Here is a 19,019-nt window from a genome sequence, read left to right on the forward strand (position 1 = left end):
CCGGAGCCGTCCCGGGGCCCGCCACCGGCTCGCGGCCCGCGGCGGCCCCACGGTCCGCCGCGGCCGGCCCCCGACCCGTCACCGGTCCCCGGCCGTCCTCGGCCTGCTCCCCGCCATCGGCGTGCCCTCGGCCCTCGCCAGGTGTCACGTCGGACATCTCGATCAGCTCTCCTTCGCGTGACGTCGGTCGAGGGCCCACGGGAGGCGAGAGCCGTGGTGGGTGCCGTGGTGGGTGCCGGACTCGGCGGCGCCCTCGGGGGCGGTGCCGCCCCGGGACGGGGTCAGCAGGTCCTCGAAGAGGTCGCGGGCCTCGACCATGGAGGCGCGCAGGTCCTCGGTGCTCACCCCGTTCTCCAGGGCACCGTCCGGGTGCGCGGCGCGGTGGACACGGCGGTAGCCGTGGACGTGGTGCCCGTGGTGCACGGACAGCGCGGCCAGCTGCTCCTCGTACTGGCCGTCGGCCGGGAACCCCCGGGCCCCGGCCAGCTCGCCGAGCAGCCGGTCCGCCTCGGCGACCGCCTCCCGTGGCGAGTCGACGAACCGCTCCTGCGCGGCCGTCCACCGCGCCTCGAACCGCTCGCGCTCGGCCGGCTCCAGCGACCGCTCGCGCAGGCCGCCGTGGCGTTCCACGCGCGCGGCGAGTTCGCGCTCGGCGGCCTTGGTGTCGCCGTCGTGGCGGGCCACGGTCCGGTCGTACTCCGGGCCGAAGCGCCGCTTCAGACTCCGCCCGCCGTGCTCCCCACGAGCACGCGAGGTCAGCACGGCCGCCACCACGACGACGGCCGCCGCCATCACGATCAAAGCGATGATCAGGCCTGTGGACATGAGAACCTTCCGGGTCGATCGGCCCAACTGGCCGGTTCTACCTCCGGGTTGCCCGGAAGTTGATCGACAAACTGCCTGTCGGGGCGGAAGCGGCGCACAGCGCACCACCCCGGACATCCGGTTGTGCGCCCGCCGGGCCATCTGCCGAGAATGCCCGCATGCCCCCGACCCCCACCCGCGACTCCGCTCCCTGGACCGTGGCCCCGGAGCCGTACGACTCCCCCGCCGCCACCGCGCTCTGGCGGGCGTACTACACCGAGGTCAGCGACCGCTGGTACCTGCTGCACGAAGGACGCCGCACCGACCCCGACGAGCTGGAGCGGGAGATCGCCGCCCACACGGGCGCCGAACTCTCCCCGCCCACCGGGCAGTTGCTGCTCGCCCACTACGACGGCACCCCGGCCGGCACCGCGGGCGTACGGCTGCTGGACGCCTCGACCGCCGAGCTCACCCGGGTGTTCCTGCGCGAGGAGACGCGCGGCAGGGGCGGCGCCGCGCTGCTGGTCGCCGCCGCCGAGGACGCGGCCCGTGCGCTCGGCGCCCGGCGGATGGTCCTGGACACCCGCGGCGACCTCGTGGAGGCCCGCGCCCTGTACACCCGGCTGGGCTATGCGGAGACCGAGCCGCACAACGACGACCCGTACGCCGAGCACTGGTTCGGCAAGTCCCTCGCCCGAGAGTCCTGAGGGCCCTCAGGGGTCTGGGGGGCCTGCGGCCCCGGGGTCCGGGGATCTGCGGCCCCGGGAGTCAGGCCGGCCGGGTCAACGGCCGCCCGTCGTGCGGCCGTTCCTTCTCGGAGCCGCACAGCTCCCCGGTCAGCTCCTTCACCAGCTGCACCAGGTCGGTCGGCCGGCCGGGGCCCCACCAGTCGCCCAGCAGCTCCGCCAGTGACTCCTCCCGGGCGTGCGCGAGCCGCTCGGCGATCTCGCGGCCCGCCTCGGTCAGTACGAGGTCCGGGCCCAGGCGCTCGGCGAGACGCCGCTCCTCGACCTGGCGGGCGGCCTCGATGACGACGCCCAGCGGGACGGTACTGCGCTCGGCCAGCAGGGCCGGCTCCACCGCACCGTACTTCTTGATCCGCAGCAGCAGCCAGCTCGCCGCGGGCTTGAGGTCGCAGCCCGCCCTCGCGGTGATCTTCCGGTAGATCTCGCGCCGCCCCTCACGTGTGCCCAGCAGCGACAGCGCCCGGCACACCTCGTCGTACGAGGACCGCTCGACCGGGTTGGTGGCCAGCGTCTGCGTGCCGTCGGGGGCCGTGACCGAGCCGCGCAGCCTGTCCTCCTTCAGCAGCCAGGCCAGGGCGAAGCCGAGCAGGACCACCGGAGCGGCGTAGAGGAAGACCTCGGTGATGGCGGTGGCGTACGCGTGCAGGGCCGCCGGGCGCAGTTCGGACGGCAGGGCGGCGATGCCGCGCGGGTCGGACTTGAGCGTGTTCGCCGAGACTCCCGGCGGCAGTCGGGCGCCCTTGAAGGCGGCGGTCAGCGTGTCCCCGAGACGGCTCGCGAAGACCGTACCGAAGATCGCCACGCCGAAGGAGGCGCCGATGGAGCGGAAGAAGGTGGCGCCGGAGGTGGCGACGCCCAGGTCCTCGTAGCTGACGGCGTTCTGCACGATGAGGACGAGGACCTGCATGACCAGGCCGAGGCCCAGGCCGAAGACGAAGAAGCTGCCGCTCATCCTGGCCGTGGAGCTGTGCTCGTCGAGCCGGTGCAGCAGGAGCAGGCCGATGGTGGTGACGGCGGTACCCAGGACGGGGAACACCTTCCAGCGGCCGGTGCGGCTGACGATCTGCCCGGAGCCGGTGGAGGCCAGCAGCATGCCGGCCACCATCGGCAGCATGTACACACCGGACAGCGTCGGGGAGACGCCCCGCACGACCTGCAGGAAGGTCGGCAGGTAGGTCATCGCGCCGAACATGGCGAAGCCGACGATGAAGCTGATGACCGCGGAGAGGGAGAAGGTGCGGATGCCGAACAGCTTGAGCGGCAGCACCGGCTCGGCCGCCCTGCGCTCCACCGCCACGAACGCGACCGCGAGGACGACGCCCAGCGCCGCCAGGGTGACGATCTGCGGCGAGCCCCAGGCCCAGGTGGTGCCGCCGAGGGAGGCCACCAGCACCAGGCAGGTGGCGACCGAGGCGATGAGGAAGGTGCCGAGGTAGTCGATGACGTGCCGTTGCGCCCGGCGCGGAATGTGCAGGGCCGCCGCGATCACGGCGAGGGCGACGACGCCGACGGGCAGGTTGACGTAGAACACCCAGCGCCAGCTCAGATGCTGGGTGAACACCCCGCCGAGCAGCGGCCCGAGGACGCTGGTCGTGCCGAACACCGCACCGAACAGGCCCTGGTAGCGGCCGCGTTCGCGGGGCGGGACGACATCGCCGACGATCGCCATGGACAGCACGATCAGCCCGCCGCCGCCCAGTCCCTGCAGCGCCCGGAAACCGATCAGCTCGGGCATGTTCCGCGCCATGCCGCACAGCGCGGAACCGATCAGGAAGATCACGATCGCGGTCTGGAAGAGCTTCTTGCGCCCGTACTGGTCACCGAGTTTGCCCCACAGCGGGGTCGCGGCGGTCGACGCCAGCAGGTACGCCGTGACCACCCAGGACAGGTGGTCGAGCCCGCCGAGGTCGCTGACGATGGTGGGCAGCGCGGTGGAGACGATGGTCTGGTCGAGCGCGGCCAGCAACAGCCCGAGGAGCAGCGCGCCGATCGGGACGAGGACGTTGCCGGGCACGTGCTCGGGCTCGGCCCCGGCACCGCCGTGCGAGGGTGGCGGCGCGAACGGCGGCTGCGGCTCCCGCACCTCGCCGGTCGTCCCGCTCCTGCCGTGCGTATCCCCGGCCATGGAGACCTCCCGAGACTCTTGTGACCTCTTCCATCGTCATCGTTGTGACCCGTTATGGCCCGTTGAGTCCCGCCGGACGCGGCCATTCCGGGGGGCTTCGGGGAGATGACGTGTGGATCATCTGCATAATCCTTGGAGTTCGCGAGGGAGGGGACCGAGGCGTGGAAGAGCAGAGGGGGCACGTCTGCCCGGAGTGCGGGGCGCCCCGGGGCACGGACAACGCCCCGTCGTGCGCCTGCGGGAGCCGGGCGTCCGACGCGTTGCGCGACGCGCGGACGGCGGAGGCGGCGGCGGCCGAGGACTTCAATCCGCTGCGGGTACGGCCGTACGTGGAGATCGAGGAGTCGGCACAGGGCACCGAGGGCGAGGAGAAGGCGCAGGCGCACCCTCAGGGGGAGCCGCCGGAGCGCCCCGCCCCCGTGGACGCCACGATGACGCTGCGGGCCGTGTCCGCGGACGCCACGATGCCGCCGCAGGTCGTGTCCGCGGACGCCGCAACGCCGCAGGCTCCACCCGCGGACGCCGCGATACCGCCGCAGGCTCCACCCGCGGACGCCGCAACGCCGCCGCAGGCCGTACCCGCGGACGCCACCATGACGCTGCGGGCCGTACCCGCGGATGCCACGATGACGCTGCGGGCCGTACCCGCGGACTCGACGACGCCGCCGCAGGCCGTGCCCGGGCTGCCCACGCCGCTGGCACCGCAGCGGGGCGGGCCGAACGCGTCCGACCTCAACCTGTTCGAGTCCGCGCCCGCCGAGCCGACCGTCGGCATCGGCACCGGTGCCGGAGCCGGAGCCGAGGGTGCCCAGCCCGGCCGTCGCGGCGGCCGGCGCCGCACCACGGTGGTGCTCGCCGGGTCCGCGACCGTGGTCGCGGTCGTGGCGGCGGCCGGGTTCACCAGTGGACTGTTCTCCTACGCCTCCCCGGAGCGGGACCGCGCGTCGCATTCCGCGCGGGAGAGCCTGCCGGACGCGTCGGCGGACACGTCCGTGGCGCCCTCGTCGACGGCCTCCGGGGCCTCGTCGGCACCGTCGGCCTCCGCGTCGGCGTCGGCGAGCGGGTCGCCGTCCGCGGACGAGAGCGGGTCACCGTCCCCCTCGCCGTCGGCTTCGGGCACGGCGTCGCAGTCGCCGTCGGCGTCCGCCTCGCAGGCCGGGACCGGTCCGGGCACCGGGGCGGAGCAGTCCGAGCCGGCCCAGCCCACGACGACCCTCCAGGCCCCCGCGCCCGCGGACCCCGGCCCCGTGCTGCGCCCCGGCGACCGGGGCCCCGAGGTGACCGAACTCCAGCAGCGGCTGCGCCAGTTGTACCTCTACAGCGGCAGGACGGACGGCTTCTACAACAGCCGGGTCGAGAGAGCCGTACGCACCTATCAGTGGACCCGCGGCATCAGCACGGACGAGTCCGGGGTGTACGGCCCGGCGACGAGGGCGAGCCTGGAGTCGGAGACGAGGGCACCCTGAGCGGGAGCGCGGCTGTCACCAGGGCCTGTCCGCCGGACAGGCCCTATCCCACGTGCAGCCGGATCGTCCCGTCGCCCGCGGCCTGAACCCGCACCCCGGTCAGGTCCCGCACCACCGCGTCCGGCCGGTGGAACCCGGCGCGCGGTCCGACCCCGATCACCCGCATCCCCGCGGCACGCCCCGCCGCGATGCCCGCGCCGGAGTCCTCGAACACCACGCAGTCGGCGGGCGCGACACCGAGTTCGGCGGCGCCCTTCAGGAAGCCCTCGGGGTCGGGCTTGCTCGCCCCGACGGACTCCGCGGTGATGCGGGCATCGGGCAGGGGCAGGCCGGCGGCGGCCATCCGGGCCGTGGACAGGTCCACGTCGGCCGAGGTCACAAGGGCGTGCGGGAGCCCGCGCAGCCCGGCGAGGAACTCCGGCGCCCCGGGTATCGGAACCACGCCGTCCATGTCCGAGGTCTCCTCGGCGAGCATCCGCGCGTTCTCGGCGAGGTTCTGCTCCTTGGGCCGGTTCGGCAGCAGCAGCGCCATCGAGGCGTGCCCCTGGCGCCCGTGGACCACCTTCATCACCTCGTCGCCGTCCAGCCCGTGCCGGTCGGCCCACCGCCGCCAGACCCGCTCGACCACGGCATCCGAATTGACGAGGGTGCCGTCCATGTCCAGCAGGAGGGCGCGGGCGGTGAACACGGCGGTGGCCGTCATCGGCAGCTCCAGGGCGCGGCGAAGGAACAAGGCGGCCCCGCCCGCCGGTCAGGGGGGAGCGGGCGGGAGCCACTTTGTTCCCCCACGGTACAAAACAATGCGGGAACCCGCCACCACCTACGCCACCCGTTCACCCAGGGTTCACCTTCCGGCCCTCGACACCCGGGCCGGCCAAGCGGAGCTTTGGGCCACCGCCGCAGCGGGTGACCAGCGGAAACGCCGACGGGGGCCGATCCGGATACTCCACTTGCCGGTCGGACTCGCCAGCACCATGGGCCCGGTCAGCGACCGGGCGGCCCGGTGAACGGCCGGCCGCCCAGCCGTCCGGCCGGGACGGTACGGCAGGGCCTCCTGCCCTGCCGTACCGCAGGGCCGAGCCCGCCGCGCCTACGCCACCGCCTCCCACAGGCTCCACACCCCGAGCCCCAGCATCAGCAGGGCCGCGATCTTCGTGATCAGGCCGAGCGGCACCCGCCGCATCAGGGCCTTGCCGCCCACGATGCCCAGGCCCGCGACCGACCAGAGGGCCAGGACGGCACCCAGACCGACCGAGAGGGGGTTGTCGTAGTGGGCGGCGAGGTTGGCCGTCATGATCTGGGTGAGGTCGCCGAACTCGGCGACCAGGATGAGCATGAAGCCGGTCCCCGCGACCTTCCAGAACGACTGGTCCTCGGGCCGGCGGATCTCCTCTTCCCCGTCGTCCTTCTTCAGCAGCAGCACGGCCGCGCCGCCGAGGAACAGCACGCCCGTCAGGGCCTGCACGATCCGCTGCGGCAGGAGCGTCAGGACGCTGCCGGCCGCCACGGCCAGCGTGACGTGCAGCAGGAACGCGGCGGCGACGCCGGCGAAGACGTACGAGGCGCGGTAGCGGGTGCCGAGGACGAGCCCCGCGAGTGCCGTCTTGTCCGGCAGTTCGGCGAGGAAGACGACGCCGAAGGTGAGCGCCAGGACGCTGAGACTGATCACTTTTCCTCAATCGGTCGGGGCCACCCCGCCGAGAGTGCTGCGAATTGAGCGAGGAGACGTCTCGGCAGGGCAGCACACGGATATTCACCCGTGCCGTACGGCACGGGCGTGCACTGCTTGCCGAAGGTCTCGCCGGCCGACCCCGTCCACGACGAGGGTCCGCCTCCGGGCGCCGGCTCAGGCGGGCTGAGCAGTATGTCGACGGTCCGGCGAAGGGCTACTCCCCTTCCGCGCCGTCCATCGTACGCGACGAGAAGTTCATCCCTGAACCTTGTCACGTCATGCGCATGTCACTAGCGTCTCACCGGACGTACGCCTCCCCGCAACGCGGCGTCGCGAGCATACCCATGCCCGCATTCAACACCCCCACCCCACAAGGGAGTTCGCATGCCGAAGTTCTACGCGCGTCGACGGCTGAGCATACTCGCGGCCCTCACCGGCCTCATAGCCTCCGCCGCGCTCTTCAACTCCCCCGCCGCCTCCGCCGCCCTCCCCACCCCCGTCAGCGCGGCCACCGCACGCAGCTACCTCGCCTCCCTCACCGTGACCGCCGAGAACCGCACCGGCTACAACCGCGACCTCTTCCCGCACTGGATCACCATCAGCGGCACCTGCAACGCCCGCGAGACCGTTCTGAAGCGCGACGGCACCAACGTCGTCACCGACGCCTCCTGCGCGTCCATCAGCGGCAGCTGGTACTCCGTGTACGACGGCGTCACCCTGACCGCCTCCTCCGGCGTGGACATCGATCACGTCATCCCGCTCGCCGAGGCCTGGGACTCCGGCGCGAGCAAGTGGACCACCGCCCAGCGCCAGGCGTTCGCCAACGATCTGACCCGCCCGCAGCTGATCGCCGTATCCGCCAGCTCCAACCGGTCGAAGGGCGACAAGGACCCGGCGGAGTGGGTCCCGTCCCAGTCGTCGTACCGCTGCACGTACGTCCGGGCGTGGGTGCAGGTGAAGTACTACTACAACCTGTCGGTCGACTCGACGGAGAAGAGCGCCCTGCAGGGCTACCTCGCCAACTGCTGACCTCCCGGTATCCCCCCACCGGCCTCCGTCGTTCCGTACCGTACGGAGCGACGGAGGAAGGGACCGCGATGACCGTGAGTTGATCCCACGACCGAACGCATGACCCCCGGTGAAACTCCTGTCACACTCCCGGCGTACGCTGTATGGCTGTTGAGGCCGCTCCTGCCGCTCCCCCCGCGACGTCGCGGCACGGTCGGCGGTTCACGGGGGATGACAGGGGGAGTCTTCGGTGCTGGAGAGTCTGGCGCGGGTGGGGTTGCTCACCGGCACTCCATGGATCTATGTCGTGATCGCCGCGTCCGTCCTGCTGGACGTGTTCCTGCCGGTGCTGCCCAGCGGCGTGCTGATCGTGACGGCCGCCACGGCGGCGGCCGCGGGCACGGGCGCGGCGACGGGACACGTCCCGCAGAACGTGCCGGACATCCTCGCGCTGATCCTGTGCGCGGCCACGGCGTCGGTGCTGGGCGACCTCTTCGCCTACCGGCTGGCCCGGCGGGGCGGCGAGCGGCTGGACCGCGCGATCTCCCGCTCGCGGCGGCTGAGCAGGGCGCAGGAGCGGCTCGGGGCGGCCCTGTCCCGGGGCGGCGGCGCACTGGTGATCCTCGCCCGCTTCGCCCCGGCCGGCCGCTCGGTGGTCTCCTTCAGCGCCGGTGCCACGCACCGCCGGGTCCGGGAGTTCCTCCCCTGGTCGGCGCTGGCTGGCCTGTCCTGGGCCGCCTACAGCGTGGCCCTCGGCTACTTCGGTACCCGGTGGCTGGGCGCGGCGTGGCTGGCCACGGGGGTGTCGGTGGCGGCGCTGTTCGCGGCGGGGGCGGGGGCGGCGTATCTGATGCGGCGCACGCCGGTGGCCGCGGAGGCGTAGGAGAAGTCGCGGCGCCGGGCGGTCACTCCGCCTCGCGTGCGGCCTGCCCCCGTACCTCCAGCCCTGCCAGCAACTCCTGCGTGGACCGGGCGATCACGTCCACCGCGTGGTCGAAGACCTCACGGTTGTGTGCGGCGGGCGCCCGGAACCCCGAGACCTTCCGCACGAACTGCAGCGCGGCGGCCCGCACCTCTTCCTCCGTCGCCTCCTCGGGCAACGCGGGCGGACGCAGCGTCTTGATGCTTCGGCACATGCCGCCAGTGTCAGCACACCCCGCGCGCACCGCGCAAGCGCCTTCGGGCACGACGGCTCAGGCCGCGAGGTCGATCCGCCAGTCGTTGGACGTGATCCGGTTACCCTTCGGGTACTCGAAGTCGACCGGGCCGAGCAGCGTGAACCCGGCGCGGCGGCAGACCGCGTTCGAGGCGACGTGCTCGGTTTTCGGGAACGCGTGCAGATACCGGTGCCCGCCGGCGGCCCGCGCCTCGGCCACGACGGCCAGCGCCGCCCGCACCGCCAGCCCCCGTCCCTGAAAGGCGGGGGACACCCCCCACCCGGTCTCCCACACGGTCCCGCCCCGCCAAGCCCGCTCCCAGAACCCGATCGCGCCCACGGTCTCGCCGCCGTCCGCGAGCACCACCCGGTACATCCGCCCCGACTCCAGGGCGAGGTACCGCCGGTGCCGCGCGGCAAGCTGGTCCTCGCTCTCCGGGCCGCCCAAGTGAGCGGTCATCTCGGGACTGTTGTGCAGCCGCAGCAGCCAGAGGTCGTCCTCGCCCCACGGCTCCAGCCGCACCCGGTTCGCATCCGTGTCACCCATGGCGGCCACCGTAGGGCAGGGTACTGACAGCGGGCGGCGACGCACAGCGAGCGCTGTCCTGCGCCATCGAAGTCTGAGTGCGTGGATCGCTGGAGATCACGGACGTCGCGCCAGGAAGACGAACTCCCTTCCTGGTCGGTCAGGCGCGTCGCGCACTTCCTCCACCACATAGCCATGCGCGACCAGGTCCCTCTCGACCTCTTCCCGCTCGCGGAAACGCAGCGTCGAATCCGACGTCAGCACCTGTCCGTCCGTGGCGAACACGTAGGTCCAGCGGAATGTCACCAGAGGCCCGCTCACCTCGACCAGCTGGACCCAGGTCTCGACGGAGCCGGCGCCTGGGATCTCCGTCGCGCGGTAGGAGGTCTCGCGGGTCCACTCTTCCCAGGCGCGTCCGGCCGGGTCGCGCGTCTCGAAGACCAGATGCCCGCCGGGCCGCAGTGCTTCGTAGGCTCCCTGCAGCGTTTTCTGCCATGTCCGCGGATCAGCGATGGCCTGGGCAACGTTCGCCGTCATCGTCGCAAGGTCGACCTGCAGCGGCGGGAGGTCTGCCGCATCACCGCAGATCCAGCGCACCCTCTCACTGCCCGGTTTGGCCCGGGCGACGTCGATGGACGCCTGGGCGGGATCGATGCCGGTGACCTCGATCCCGCGTTCAGCCAGGAGAAGAGGGAACACCCCTGTCCCGCAGCCGATGTCCAGCACTCGACGCGCCTTGAACTCGTCTGCCATCCGGACGTATGCATCGAGATCACTGCGGTCGGGGTCGAGCGGGTCATAGATCGCGGCGAGCCGTGGATGCCCGAAGCACTCGTCAGCCATGCTGCCGAACCTATGGGGGCACCGCCGCCCCTGACCACCAGTTCTCAGTGCTGATCAAACTTCGATGGCACAGAACAAACGCACTTCGAACACATGAACCCATCGAAGTAAGTCGCGCCCTGAATTCGAACAGGCGTAGCATTGCCGCGTGGCTACGTCCTACGACTTCCCGAGTGACCTCCTCGCCGGTCAGGAGGAGCTGCGTCAGGTCCGGGCCGAGCTGGCGGCGCTGTTCAAGCGGCTGCCCTGGTCGGTCGAGCCGTTGGACGGGTTCAGCGACGACGCCGGCTGGCGCAAGGTGGAGCGGCCGGCCTCGCCGGGGTGGACGGCCGACGAACAGGCCGAGGTCGAAAAGCTCCGGCGACGCGAGCACGAGCTCGCGGTGTTAGTCACCACCCACCGGTACTGGTCCGAGCTCACCGGCCCGGACGGCGTCGACGCCCGCAGCCGCCTGAAGCACGCCCACGAGGCCCAGCGGGACGGGTTTGCGGGACAGTGCCCCTGACAAGGTAGGCTGTCGAATCGTCGCGGGTGCGTAGCTCAGTGGTAGAGCGCCTGCCTTACAAGCAGGATGTCGGCGGTTCGAAACCGTCCGCGCCCACCGGTCGCAGGACACGAGCAGGGCCCAGGTAGACGGGTGAGACCCGAAGACCTGGGCCTTCGTCGTGTCAAGGGCCCGGCGCTGCGGGGGTTAACCCCACCCCCGGCCCGGTAGCACGCCGGATTCAGTGCGCCGGTGCTCCTCCATACGGTCGTCGCAGAGCCGCAGGAGCTCGCCGTCCGTACCCCAGGGGGAGACCGTCATGTCCCGTACCGTTCCCGCTCGCGTCGCCGCCGCCGTCGGTGTCGTCGTGGTTCTGCTCGCCGCGGTCACCGCCTGCGGAGGTTCCGTGGAGGAGGAGGACAAGAACCCCGAGCACCGCTCCTTCGCCCTGCACGGACGCACGCTGACCGTCGACTCCGACGACTCGGCGCTGGAGGTCGTCGCCGTCGACGCGCACAAGGCGGGGAGCGTGCGGGTCACTCGGTGGTTCAAGGGGTCGGTGCTGGTGGGCCAGGATCCCCGGGTGACCTGGGAGATGAAGGACGACGACCGGCTGGTGCTGCGGATGAAGTGCTCCGGGTTCATCGCCGACTGCTCCGCCAAGTACCGCATCGAGGTCCCGCGCGGGATCGCCGTGCGGGTCGAGGCCGACGACGGCAGCGTGCGGGCGCATGGGTTCAAGGATGCGCTGAGCATTCGTACGGACGACGGGTCCGTGCACGTCACCGACGTCACCGGGCCCCTGGAGCTGAGGACCGACGACGGTTCGGTGCGGGCGGAGGTGTCCTCGCGGCAGGTGCGGGCCGGCTCCGAGGACGGGTCGGTCCGCCTGGAGCTGGAGGCCGTTCCGGACCGGGTGGAGGCGAACTCCGAGGACGGCTCCGTCAGCATCACGCTGCCGCACGCCGCGTACCGGGTGACGACGAAGACCGGCGACGGCTCCGTGGACGTCTCCGTGCCCCGCGGCGACTCCAGCCCCCACGTGGTGTCCGCGACCACCGACGACGGAAGGATCACGGTTCGGACGGCGGACTGACCGGCCCGTGTGTTCGCCGTCCGCGGATGGGACAATGGCCCCACGGACGGCGGATCACAGCGGGAGAGGGATGTGGCGGCGACACCGGCGACACCTGCACAGCCGCACTCGCCGTATGCGCGGCCCCGGCCTCGGAGCGCCTGCCCGGCCTCGCTCCCTGCCTCTTCCCCGGCCTCGCTCCCTGCCTCTTCTCCGGCCGCGGCCGTCCGGGACGTTCTCGTTCTGGTGAGCCTGCCCGTGCTGGCCGCGCTCGCGCTGCCCGCCGCCTTCACCGGCGGCGGCACCCGGCGCTGGTTCGGCGGGCGGGCCGAGACCCAGCGGGCCGAGGCTCAGGCCGCCAAGGACGCCGCCGCGGCCGCCTTCTACGAGCTGGACACCGCCCAGCGCGACCTGCGGATCTCGATCGAGACGATCACGGCGGTCGACGACTCCCCCGCCGCCCGCCGCGCGGTCGCCGACTTCGAGGCGCTCGGGCGGCGCATCGACGAGGCCAGCCGACGTTATATCGATGCGGTCGACGCGCAGGACCTGGACCGGGACGACCTGGAGGCCTCCGTCGCCACCCGGGCGCGTATCGACCTGACCTCCGCCAAGGACGAGCTGTACAACGTCAAGCGGGAGCTGGATCGTTTCGCCAGTGGCCTCGGTCCGCTGCTCGGCAAGGCCGAGACCCAACTGGCCCGCGTGGCCCCCGGGGTGGAGCGCGCCCGGCAGGCGCTGAGCGCCGCCGCCGGCGCACTGGACAGCGCGCGCGGCTCGGGGCTCGGGGCGGACGACCTGGCCGCCCGGCTCGCCGCGCTCTCCCCCGAGCTGACCAGGCTGAACCAGGGCGCGGGGCAGCACGGTGTGCAGCAGACGCTGGAGCGTGCCGAGCGGGTGACGCGGGAGGCGGAGGCGATCCGGGCGGAGGCCGTACGGCTGCCGGAGAGGGCCGCGGAGATCGACCGCCGGCTGGTGTCGCTGCGTACCCGCGCGCAGGCGTTGAGCACGCGTGCCGAACAGGTGGAGCCGGTGCTCAGCGAGTTGCGGCGGCGGTTCACGGCCGCCTGCTGGCAGGACCTGCAGCCGGTGCCGGAGCAGGCCGCGGAGAACGTCCGGCAGGCCGAGCTGAGGCTGAAGGAGGCGCAGGTCGCGCGGGAGGCCCAGCGCTGGCCGGACGCGACGGCGCTGCTGTCGACGGTACGGGCGCTGCTGAACACCTCCGACGAGGCGGTGTCGGCCGCCGGGGACCGGCTGCGGCGGCTGAACGCGGTGCAGAAGGACCCGCAGGCGGAGGTGGAGAGGACCCGGTTCGCGATCCGGGACGCGCAGCGGCTGGCCATGGCGGGCCGTACGACGCCGGATCCGCGGCACGCCCGCCCGCTGGACGAGTCGGTGGCCCGGCTGGAGCGCGCGGTCGCCGCGCTGGAGGGCCGCCACCCGGACTACTGGCAGTTCCTGACGGAGACCGAGGCGATCCGGCGGGCGGTCGCCGACGTGGTCACCCTGATACGAGAGGAGCGGGGAGCCGGCCGCTGAGGGCCCGCTCCCCGCTCCCACGGGGTGTCCGCCGTACCGCTCGGGTGCAGTGGGCGTATCAGGTGCGGTAGGCGTAGTAGTTCGCGTTGGGGTACGACGCGATGATGCTCGCCACCGACCGGTTGTAGGTGTTGGTGGAGTGGTACGACAGGTACGGCACGCCCTGCGCGGTACGGGACGTGACGATCATGGTGTGGTCCTTGGACCCGTCCCGGTTGAAGTCCACCTGCAGCACGTCACCGATGTCCATCTGGTAGACGTTGGCGAGGCTGGTGACCCGCTGGGAGGACAGGGCGAACCAGGAGAACTCGTTGACGCCGATGAACGAGTGCGACTGGATCTCGGAGTTGCCGAACCACCTGGTGTAGTCGTACACGTAGCCTGGGACGTGCTTCCAGCCGCCGGCCTTCAGGGCCTGGCTGACGAAGTTGGTGCAGTCGCCGCCGGCGCCCGCCCCGTCGAAGCTCGGGTAGTCCGGGTTGTAGTTGTTCCAGTGCTTCGCCGCGTAGTCCGCCATGGCCTTGTAGTCGTAGCCGGAGGCGGAGAAGTTCTTCGGCGCGGCGGGCGGGTTCGTGGTGGTGGCCGAGCGGGGCGCCGCCGGCGGGTTGCCGCTGTTGGCGACGGTGGGCGCCGTGGTGGACGGGGCCGGGGCCGCGGTGGACGGAGCCGTGGTGGACGGAGCCGTGGTCGGCGGCTTGGTGGTCGGGACCGGGCTGGGCGCCTTGGTGGTCGGCGTGGCGGTCGGCGCCTTGGTCGACGGGCGCGCGGTGGGCTGCGGGACGACGGGCGGCTTGCGGACCTGGTTGACCGCTACGCCGTCGTCGGTGCCGCGGATGCCGGTCAGCTGCCAGTTGCCCTTGTGGTCGGCCTTGAACGTCAGCTCGTGGTGGGCCTGGAAGCCGGTGGTCTTCGGCTCGTTGCCGCGGATCTTGCGGTACGTCAGGGTCGTGGTCTCGGTGACGGCGACCTTGGCCTGCCGGCCCTTCACCTGCGTGGCGTCCAGCGTGACGTTGGTCTTGGCCGCGCTGTACTTCTCGCCCAGCTTGGCGAGGACCGCCTTGCGGCCGCGCAGCTGGGTCAGCGCGGACTTCTCCTCGCGCGACTGCGTGCCGGACAGGCGGACCTTGCCGGAGAAGCCGGACGTCCGCTGGTGGTGCCCCTTGTTTCCGTGCTTGCCGGCCGAGCTGTCGTCGACCAGGGCCTGGGTGCGGTCGGTGAAGACCGCGTCGGCCAGCTTCTGGAAGGTGGCCTTGGTGGCCGCGTCCACCGTCGGGTCGTCGGTGACGGCGGCGCCCGCGCTCCAGTTGGGCACCAGGGCCACTCCGGCGACCACCGAGGCGGCCGCCGCCGAGACTATGGTGACGCGGCGCCGCTTACGGCTCAGTTTTCTTGATTTCAATGATGTTCCCCTCTACGCCGGTACGCCTACCGGGCGACGGCATCTTCGCATGGCGTGTGTGACTCCTGTGAAGGGGGTGGCCCTAGGCCAACCGCTGCGTCAGGGGCGTCACTTGACGACCGATGACCAGTCGGGCGACTGGGCGGGGTCGAGGGAGCGCAGCCGCTGCAGCGTCTCCGGGTCCTGGACGTCCAGCCAGTCGGCGAGCTCCCTGAACGACACGCACTTGACGTCCTTCTTGGTGCAGATGTTCTTGATGATCCGGTCGACGGCCCTCATGTAGATGCCGCCGTTCCAGTCCTCGAAGTGGTTGCCGATGAACAGCGGTGCCCGGCTGCCGTAGTAGACCCGGTTGAAGCCGGCCATGTAGGTGTCGACGGTCTGCTGTTCCCACTGCGGGTACTTGGCCGGGTCGCCCTGGGTCTCGCCGTTCGACTGGTTGTAGAGGAAGTTGAAGTCCATGGACAGGCCCTGGTACTTGCCGTCCTCGTACGGGAGCATCTGCAGCGGGAAGTCCCAGATGCCGTCCTTCTTGGCCGGCCAGATCTGGAAGTCGCCGGGGGAGCTGGAGTCGTAGCGCCAGCCGTAGTCCTTGATGGCCTTCAGCAGGTTGGGCTGGCCCTCCAGACAGGGGGCCCTGCCGCCGGTGATCTCCTTGCGGAAGTCGAAGGGCAGCGGCGGGATGTCGGTGAAGCCGGTGTTGGTCTTCCACTTCTCGGCGAAGGAGTAGAACTGGTCGATCTCGCTCTTCCACTCCTCCACGCTCCAGTCGCCGCCGCCCTTGGCGCCGCAGAAGTGGCCGTTGAAGTGGGTGCCGATCTCGTGGCCCTGCTCGTAGGCGAGGCGCAGCTGCTGCAGGGTGTCGCGGATGTGCTCGTCGGTGGCGTAGTCGATGGCGGCGGCGCCCGGCTTGTGCTGCGGCGGGTGGTAGAGGTGCTGCTTGGACTTGGGGAGGATGTAGACGCCCGTGAGGAAGAAGGTCATGCGGGCGTCGTACTCCTTGGCCAGTTCCCGGAAGTGCGAGAACAGGCGGTCGTCGCCCTCCAGGGCGCCGTCCCAGGAGAAGACGACGAACTGGGGTGGTTTCTCACCGGGTTTGAGCGGCTCGGGCTTCAACACGCCCTTCTGGGGGCCGGTGTAGGAGGTGGAGCCGTCCCCGAGCACCTTGGTCCGGCCGTCCCACTCGGGTTCCTTGCTCGGTTCGGCCGGGGGAGGCTTGGGGCCGCCGCTCGCGGAACCGGGGCCGTTCTTGGCGCCGGTGGACGCGATCGGTGCGGTGGAGTCGGGACGGGTCAGCGCCAGAAAGCCCGCCACGACCGTGGCGACGACCAGCAGGGCGGCCAGGGTCATGAACTCGGGGCGGGTGCTGGGGCGGCGCTCACGGGCCTTGCGGCGGCGGCCGGTTGACTTCATGGGCGGCTCATTCTGCGAGGGGGGTTCGGTGGGGGGTGGGGGCGGCCCGGGGGCCGGGGTCAGCCGAGTGGGTTCATGGCACCGGCCCAGATGGTGTGGGCGACGCTGTCGTCGGGTGTGCCGGCGACTCCCTTCAGCGGCAGTGGTTCGAGGCTCTTGGCCAGGTCCATGCGGTAGACGACGACGGCTGTGGACACCGACTTGGCGGTGCCGACGTACCAGGAGGCGGTGTCGTCCTCGGTGGTGCCGGCCTTGCCCCCCACCTGGGCCGTGGCGGGTGTCCCGGTGGGGTGGGCGGTGCGGAAGGCGTCGCCGAGCGCCTGGGTGACCTCCTCGGCCACGCGTGGGCTCACCGCGCGCCGCGCGGCCGGGGTGTCCAGTGGGACGGAGGAGCCGTTGTGGGTGATACGGCGCACCGAGTACGGCTCGGTGTGCATGCCGCGGGCGGCGAAGGTGGCGTAGCCGCCGGCCATGCGGATCGCGCTCGGGGTGGAGGTGCCCAGGGACAGCGCGGGCACCTGCGGACCCATGCTGGAGGGGAGCAGTCCGGCCGCCAGGGCGGTCTGCTTGACCTTGTCCAGGCCGGTGTCCATGCCGAGCTGCATGAACGGTGTGTTGACGGACTCCGCGAGTGCCTTGCGCAGAGAGATCTGTCCCCAGGACTTCCCGCCGTCGTTGCGGGCGGACACCTTGCGGCCGCTGCGGTCCCAGTAGGGGCCTTCGGGGGTGGTGACGGGCACGTCGTCGTCGCCGTTGTAGAGGGTCTGCGGGGTGATCTGTTCCCTGGGGGCGTCGCGCCGTTTGACGACGCCGTGCTCGAGTCCGGCAGCGTAGACGAACGGCTGGAAGGCCGAACCCGCGGGCACGGTGGTGGCGTTGGACTCGTTGTAGCCCTGCTTGCGGTGGTCGGGGCCGCCGTGGACGGCGAGGATGCGGCCGTCGGCGGCGACGGAGGCGGCACCGTAGTGCACGGTCCTGGCCGGACCGGGGGTGGTCTTCTGCGCCTCCTTGCGGGCCTTGGTGACCGCGTCGGTGAGTCTGGCCTCCCGCTTGCGGTCGAAGGTCGTGTAGATCTGGTAGCCGCCCAGGTCGAACTCCTGGTCGGAGATGTGCGCGGCCTTCTTGGCGTACTGCATGGCCAGTTCGACCAGGTAGTCGCTCTGCTCGCCGGTGTCGTAGAGCGGGTTGCGCTTGAGCGGCTCGGGGAAGGTCCGGTACTTGGCGCGTTCGTCCTTGGACAGCTTGCCGATCTTGACCATGCGGTCGAGGGTCCAGCTCCAGCGCTCCACCGCGCGCCGGTGGTTGGCCTGGCTGAGGGTGGGGTCGTACAGGCCGGCGCCCTTGAGCAGGGAGGCGAGGAAGGCGGCCTCGCTCGCGTTCAGGTCGTCGACCTCCTTGCCGTAGTAGGCCTGGGCGGCGCGCTGGATGCCGTAGGTGCCGCGGCCGAACCAGCTGGTGTTGAGGTAGCCCTCGAGGATCTTGTCCTTGCTCATCTGGTTGTCGAGCTTGAGCGAGATCATCGCCTCGGTGAACTTGCGGCCGATGCTCTGGTCCTGCGACAGGTAGACGTTCTTGACGTACTGCTGGGTGATGGTGGAGCCGCCCTGGGTGTCGCCCTGGCCGACCGTGCGCCACAGGGCGCGGGTGAGGCCCGTGAAGGAGATGCCGGGGTCGCTGTAGAAGCTCTCGTTCTCGGCGGCGAGCACGGCCCAGCGGACGTCCTGGGGTATGTCCTGCAGCGGCATGGCCTGCCGCTGCACCCAGCCGGTACGGGCCATGGGGGTGCCGTCGGACCAGAAGTAGACGTTGTCCTGCTGGGTGGCGTAGCTGTTCAGGTTCTGGGGGACGTCGGTCGCGGCGTAGGCGACGGCGAGGAAGGCGGAGGTCAGGCCGAAGGCCGAGAGGGCGATGCCGAGCCACTGCCGCCAGGAGGGCAGCCAGCGGCGCCAGCCGGTGCGGCCCGGGCGCGGGTAGACCGGTTTGAGCTTGCGGGCGTACGGCTCGGTCACCGCGACGAGGGGGGCCAGGCGCCGGGTGAGCGGGGCGAACGCGGAGCGGGAGCGCGGCTTGCGGCGGCTGGCGCGCCGGGTGGTCGGACCGGCGGAGGCGGGATCGGGATCGGGGTCGGACGAGCCGGACGAATTGAGCAGGCTGGGCGGAAGGGTGCGCAACTGCATGGTTTCGTGCGGCTGTTGCTGTTCGGCCGCGTTCTGTTTTCGGAGGATGTCGACCTTCAACTGCATGGTCTCGTCCGGTTTGCGCAGAGCGTCGACTTTCAGCTGCATCGTTTCGTCCGCACGGCGGCCCTCCTCCGGAAGGCCTTCCCCCTGTCCTGCTTCGGTCACGACCGCGTCTCCCTCCGCACTCCGTGTTGCTCGCGCGGGTCGGCACAGCTACCGCAACTGCGGCTGCGGTCCCCGTACTTCGCAGCCGCCACGCGGCCCTCGCGGCACTACAAAATTATCAGCCGTCTTTTCAAAACCTCCGCACAAGATCTGGACAGAAACCAAGACATAAGAAACAGAGAGTCCTGTGCGTCCGGTCACTCCCGTTAACCTGGACGCATGCCTCGTTACGAATACCGCTGCCGGAGCTGCGGCGACACCTTCGAACTGAGCCGTCCCATGGCGGAGTCGTCCGCCCCGGCGACCTGCCCCGCCGGGCACGAGGACACGGTCAAACTGCTGTCCACGGTCGCGGTGGGCGGCTCGGCCGCCGCGCCGGCACCCGCGCCGCGGGCCGGCTCGGGCGGCGGCGGATGCT

At 71.5% G+C, this 19,019-nt stretch carries 19 protein-coding genes and 1 tRNA gene; 10 read left to right on the plus strand and 10 right to left on the minus strand.

Annotated features, from left to right (window positions below; translation table 11 throughout):
- The coding region (locus DEP02_RS35045) for a hypothetical protein (RefSeq protein WP_438947807.1) at window positions 1–181 on the plus strand (181 nt) is incomplete at its 5' end.
- Here the strand turns inward: DEP02_RS35045 and DEP02_RS28515 are convergent.
- Window positions 163–825, minus strand: a complete 663-nt coding sequence (locus tag DEP02_RS28515; RefSeq protein ID WP_112470556.1) for a hypothetical protein — start codon at window positions 823–825, stop codon at window positions 163–165. The two genes, DEP02_RS35045 and DEP02_RS28515, sit on opposite strands and share 19 nt — an antisense overlap.
- A gap of 158 nt (window positions 826–983) precedes the next feature.
- On the opposite strand from DEP02_RS28515, the gene DEP02_RS28520 reads away from it, so the two are divergent.
- Window positions 984–1,511, plus strand: a complete 528-nt coding sequence (locus DEP02_RS28520) for a GNAT family N-acetyltransferase (RefSeq protein WP_112470557.1) — start codon at window positions 984–986, stop codon at window positions 1,509–1,511.
- Window positions 1,512–1,572: 61 nt separating this feature from the next.
- Here the strand turns inward: DEP02_RS28520 and DEP02_RS28525 are convergent, their stop codons facing one another.
- On the minus strand, window positions 1,573–3,675 hold the full coding sequence (locus tag DEP02_RS28525; RefSeq protein WP_112470558.1) for an MDR family MFS transporter: 2,103 nt from the start codon (window positions 3,673–3,675) through the stop codon (window positions 1,573–1,575).
- A gap of 161 nt (window positions 3,676–3,836) precedes the next feature.
- On the opposite strand from DEP02_RS28525, the gene DEP02_RS28530 reads away from it, so the two are divergent.
- The gene (locus DEP02_RS28530; RefSeq protein WP_112470559.1) at window positions 3,837–5,141 is read left to right on the plus strand and encodes a peptidoglycan-binding domain-containing protein; all 1,305 of its coding nucleotides are present in this window, start codon (window positions 3,837–3,839) and stop codon (window positions 5,139–5,141) included.
- A gap of 43 nt (window positions 5,142–5,184) precedes the next feature.
- On the opposite strand, the gene DEP02_RS28535 is transcribed toward DEP02_RS28530, so the two are convergent.
- Window positions 5,185–5,844, minus strand: coding sequence for an HAD-IA family hydrolase (locus DEP02_RS28535; RefSeq protein ID WP_112470560.1), 660 nt, complete (start codon window positions 5,842–5,844; stop codon window positions 5,185–5,187).
- Window positions 5,845–6,231: 387 nt separating this feature from the next.
- On the minus strand, window positions 6,232–6,810 hold the full coding sequence (locus tag DEP02_RS28540) for a TMEM165/GDT1 family protein (protein ID WP_112470561.1): 579 nt from the start codon (window positions 6,808–6,810) through the stop codon (window positions 6,232–6,234).
- A gap of 387 nt (window positions 6,811–7,197) precedes the next feature.
- Between DEP02_RS28540 and DEP02_RS28545 the strand changes: the two genes are divergently transcribed.
- Window positions 7,198–7,842: an HNH endonuclease family protein gene (locus DEP02_RS28545; RefSeq protein WP_112470562.1), complete on the plus strand. Its 645-nt coding sequence runs from the start codon at window positions 7,198–7,200 to the stop codon at window positions 7,840–7,842.
- 229 nt (window positions 7,843–8,071) lie between these two features.
- The gene (locus DEP02_RS28550; RefSeq protein ID WP_112470563.1) at window positions 8,072–8,704 is read left to right on the plus strand and encodes a DedA family protein; all 633 of its coding nucleotides are present in this window, start codon (window positions 8,072–8,074) and stop codon (window positions 8,702–8,704) included.
- A gap of 22 nt (window positions 8,705–8,726) precedes the next feature.
- Here DEP02_RS28550 and DEP02_RS28555 read toward each other — a convergent pair whose 3' ends face one another.
- From DEP02_RS28555 to DEP02_RS28565, 3 genes are all read right to left on the minus strand, one after another.
- Complete coding sequence (locus DEP02_RS28555; protein ID WP_112470564.1) at window positions 8,727–8,957, minus strand: DUF2277 domain-containing protein; 231 nt, start codon at window positions 8,955–8,957, stop codon at window positions 8,727–8,729.
- Window positions 8,958–9,014: 57 nt separating this feature from the next.
- Window positions 9,015–9,524 carry a GNAT family N-acetyltransferase gene (locus tag DEP02_RS28560; protein WP_112470565.1) on the minus strand — a complete coding sequence of 170 codons (510 nt, stop codon included), beginning with the start codon at window positions 9,522–9,524 and terminating at the stop codon, window positions 9,015–9,017.
- A gap of 96 nt (window positions 9,525–9,620) precedes the next feature.
- Window positions 9,621–10,346 (minus strand): class I SAM-dependent methyltransferase, encoded by a 726-nt coding sequence (locus tag DEP02_RS28565; protein ID WP_112470566.1) that lies wholly within the window; start codon window positions 10,344–10,346, stop codon window positions 9,621–9,623.
- Window positions 10,347–10,494: 148 nt separating this feature from the next.
- On the opposite strand from DEP02_RS28565, the gene DEP02_RS28570 reads away from it, so the two are divergent.
- The 4 genes from DEP02_RS28570 to DEP02_RS28585 all read left to right on the plus strand — a co-directional run bounded on the left by DEP02_RS28570 (window position 10,495) and on the right by DEP02_RS28585 (window position 13,444).
- Window positions 10,495–10,851 carry a DUF8825 domain-containing protein gene (locus DEP02_RS28570; RefSeq protein ID WP_112470567.1) on the plus strand — a complete coding sequence of 119 codons (357 nt, stop codon included), beginning with the start codon at window positions 10,495–10,497 and terminating at the stop codon, window positions 10,849–10,851.
- Between the two features lie 24 nt (window positions 10,852–10,875).
- Window positions 10,876–10,947 (plus strand) — tRNA-Val (locus tag DEP02_RS28575).
- A 202-nt stretch (window positions 10,948–11,149) separates the two neighbouring features.
- A complete protein-coding gene (locus DEP02_RS28580) occupies window positions 11,150–11,926 on the plus strand; it encodes a DUF4097 family beta strand repeat-containing protein (protein ID WP_112470568.1) in 777 nt (258 codons plus the stop codon).
- Window positions 11,927–12,148: 222 nt separating this feature from the next.
- Window positions 12,149–13,444, plus strand: coding sequence for a coiled-coil domain-containing protein (locus DEP02_RS28585; RefSeq protein ID WP_232839311.1), 1,296 nt, complete (start codon window positions 12,149–12,151; stop codon window positions 13,442–13,444).
- Window positions 13,445–13,502: 58 nt separating this feature from the next.
- Here the strand turns inward: DEP02_RS28585 and DEP02_RS28590 are convergent, their stop codons facing one another.
- The 3 genes from DEP02_RS28590 to DEP02_RS28600 all read right to left on the minus strand — a co-directional run bounded on the left by DEP02_RS28590 (window position 13,503) and on the right by DEP02_RS28600 (window position 18,541).
- Complete coding sequence (locus DEP02_RS28590) at window positions 13,503–14,777, minus strand: amidase domain-containing protein (RefSeq protein ID WP_232839312.1); 1,275 nt, start codon at window positions 14,775–14,777, stop codon at window positions 13,503–13,505.
- Between the two features lie 174 nt (window positions 14,778–14,951).
- Window positions 14,952–16,256 (minus strand): polysaccharide deacetylase family protein, encoded by a 1,305-nt coding sequence (locus DEP02_RS28595; RefSeq protein WP_112470571.1) that lies wholly within the window; start codon window positions 16,254–16,256, stop codon window positions 14,952–14,954.
- Between the two features lie 59 nt (window positions 16,257–16,315).
- A complete protein-coding gene (locus DEP02_RS28600) occupies window positions 16,316–18,541 on the minus strand; it encodes a transglycosylase domain-containing protein (protein WP_198668638.1) in 2,226 nt (741 codons plus the stop codon).
- Between the two features lie 279 nt (window positions 18,542–18,820).
- Here DEP02_RS28600 and DEP02_RS28605 point away from each other — a divergent pair.
- The coding region (locus DEP02_RS28605; protein WP_112470573.1) for an FmdB family zinc ribbon protein at window positions 18,821–19,019 on the plus strand (199 nt) is incomplete at its 3' end.

It is taken from the genome of Streptomyces triticisoli (assembly GCF_003270085.1).
In the GTDB taxonomy this organism is placed as follows: domain Bacteria; phylum Actinomycetota; class Actinomycetes; order Streptomycetales; family Streptomycetaceae; genus Streptomyces; species Streptomyces triticisoli.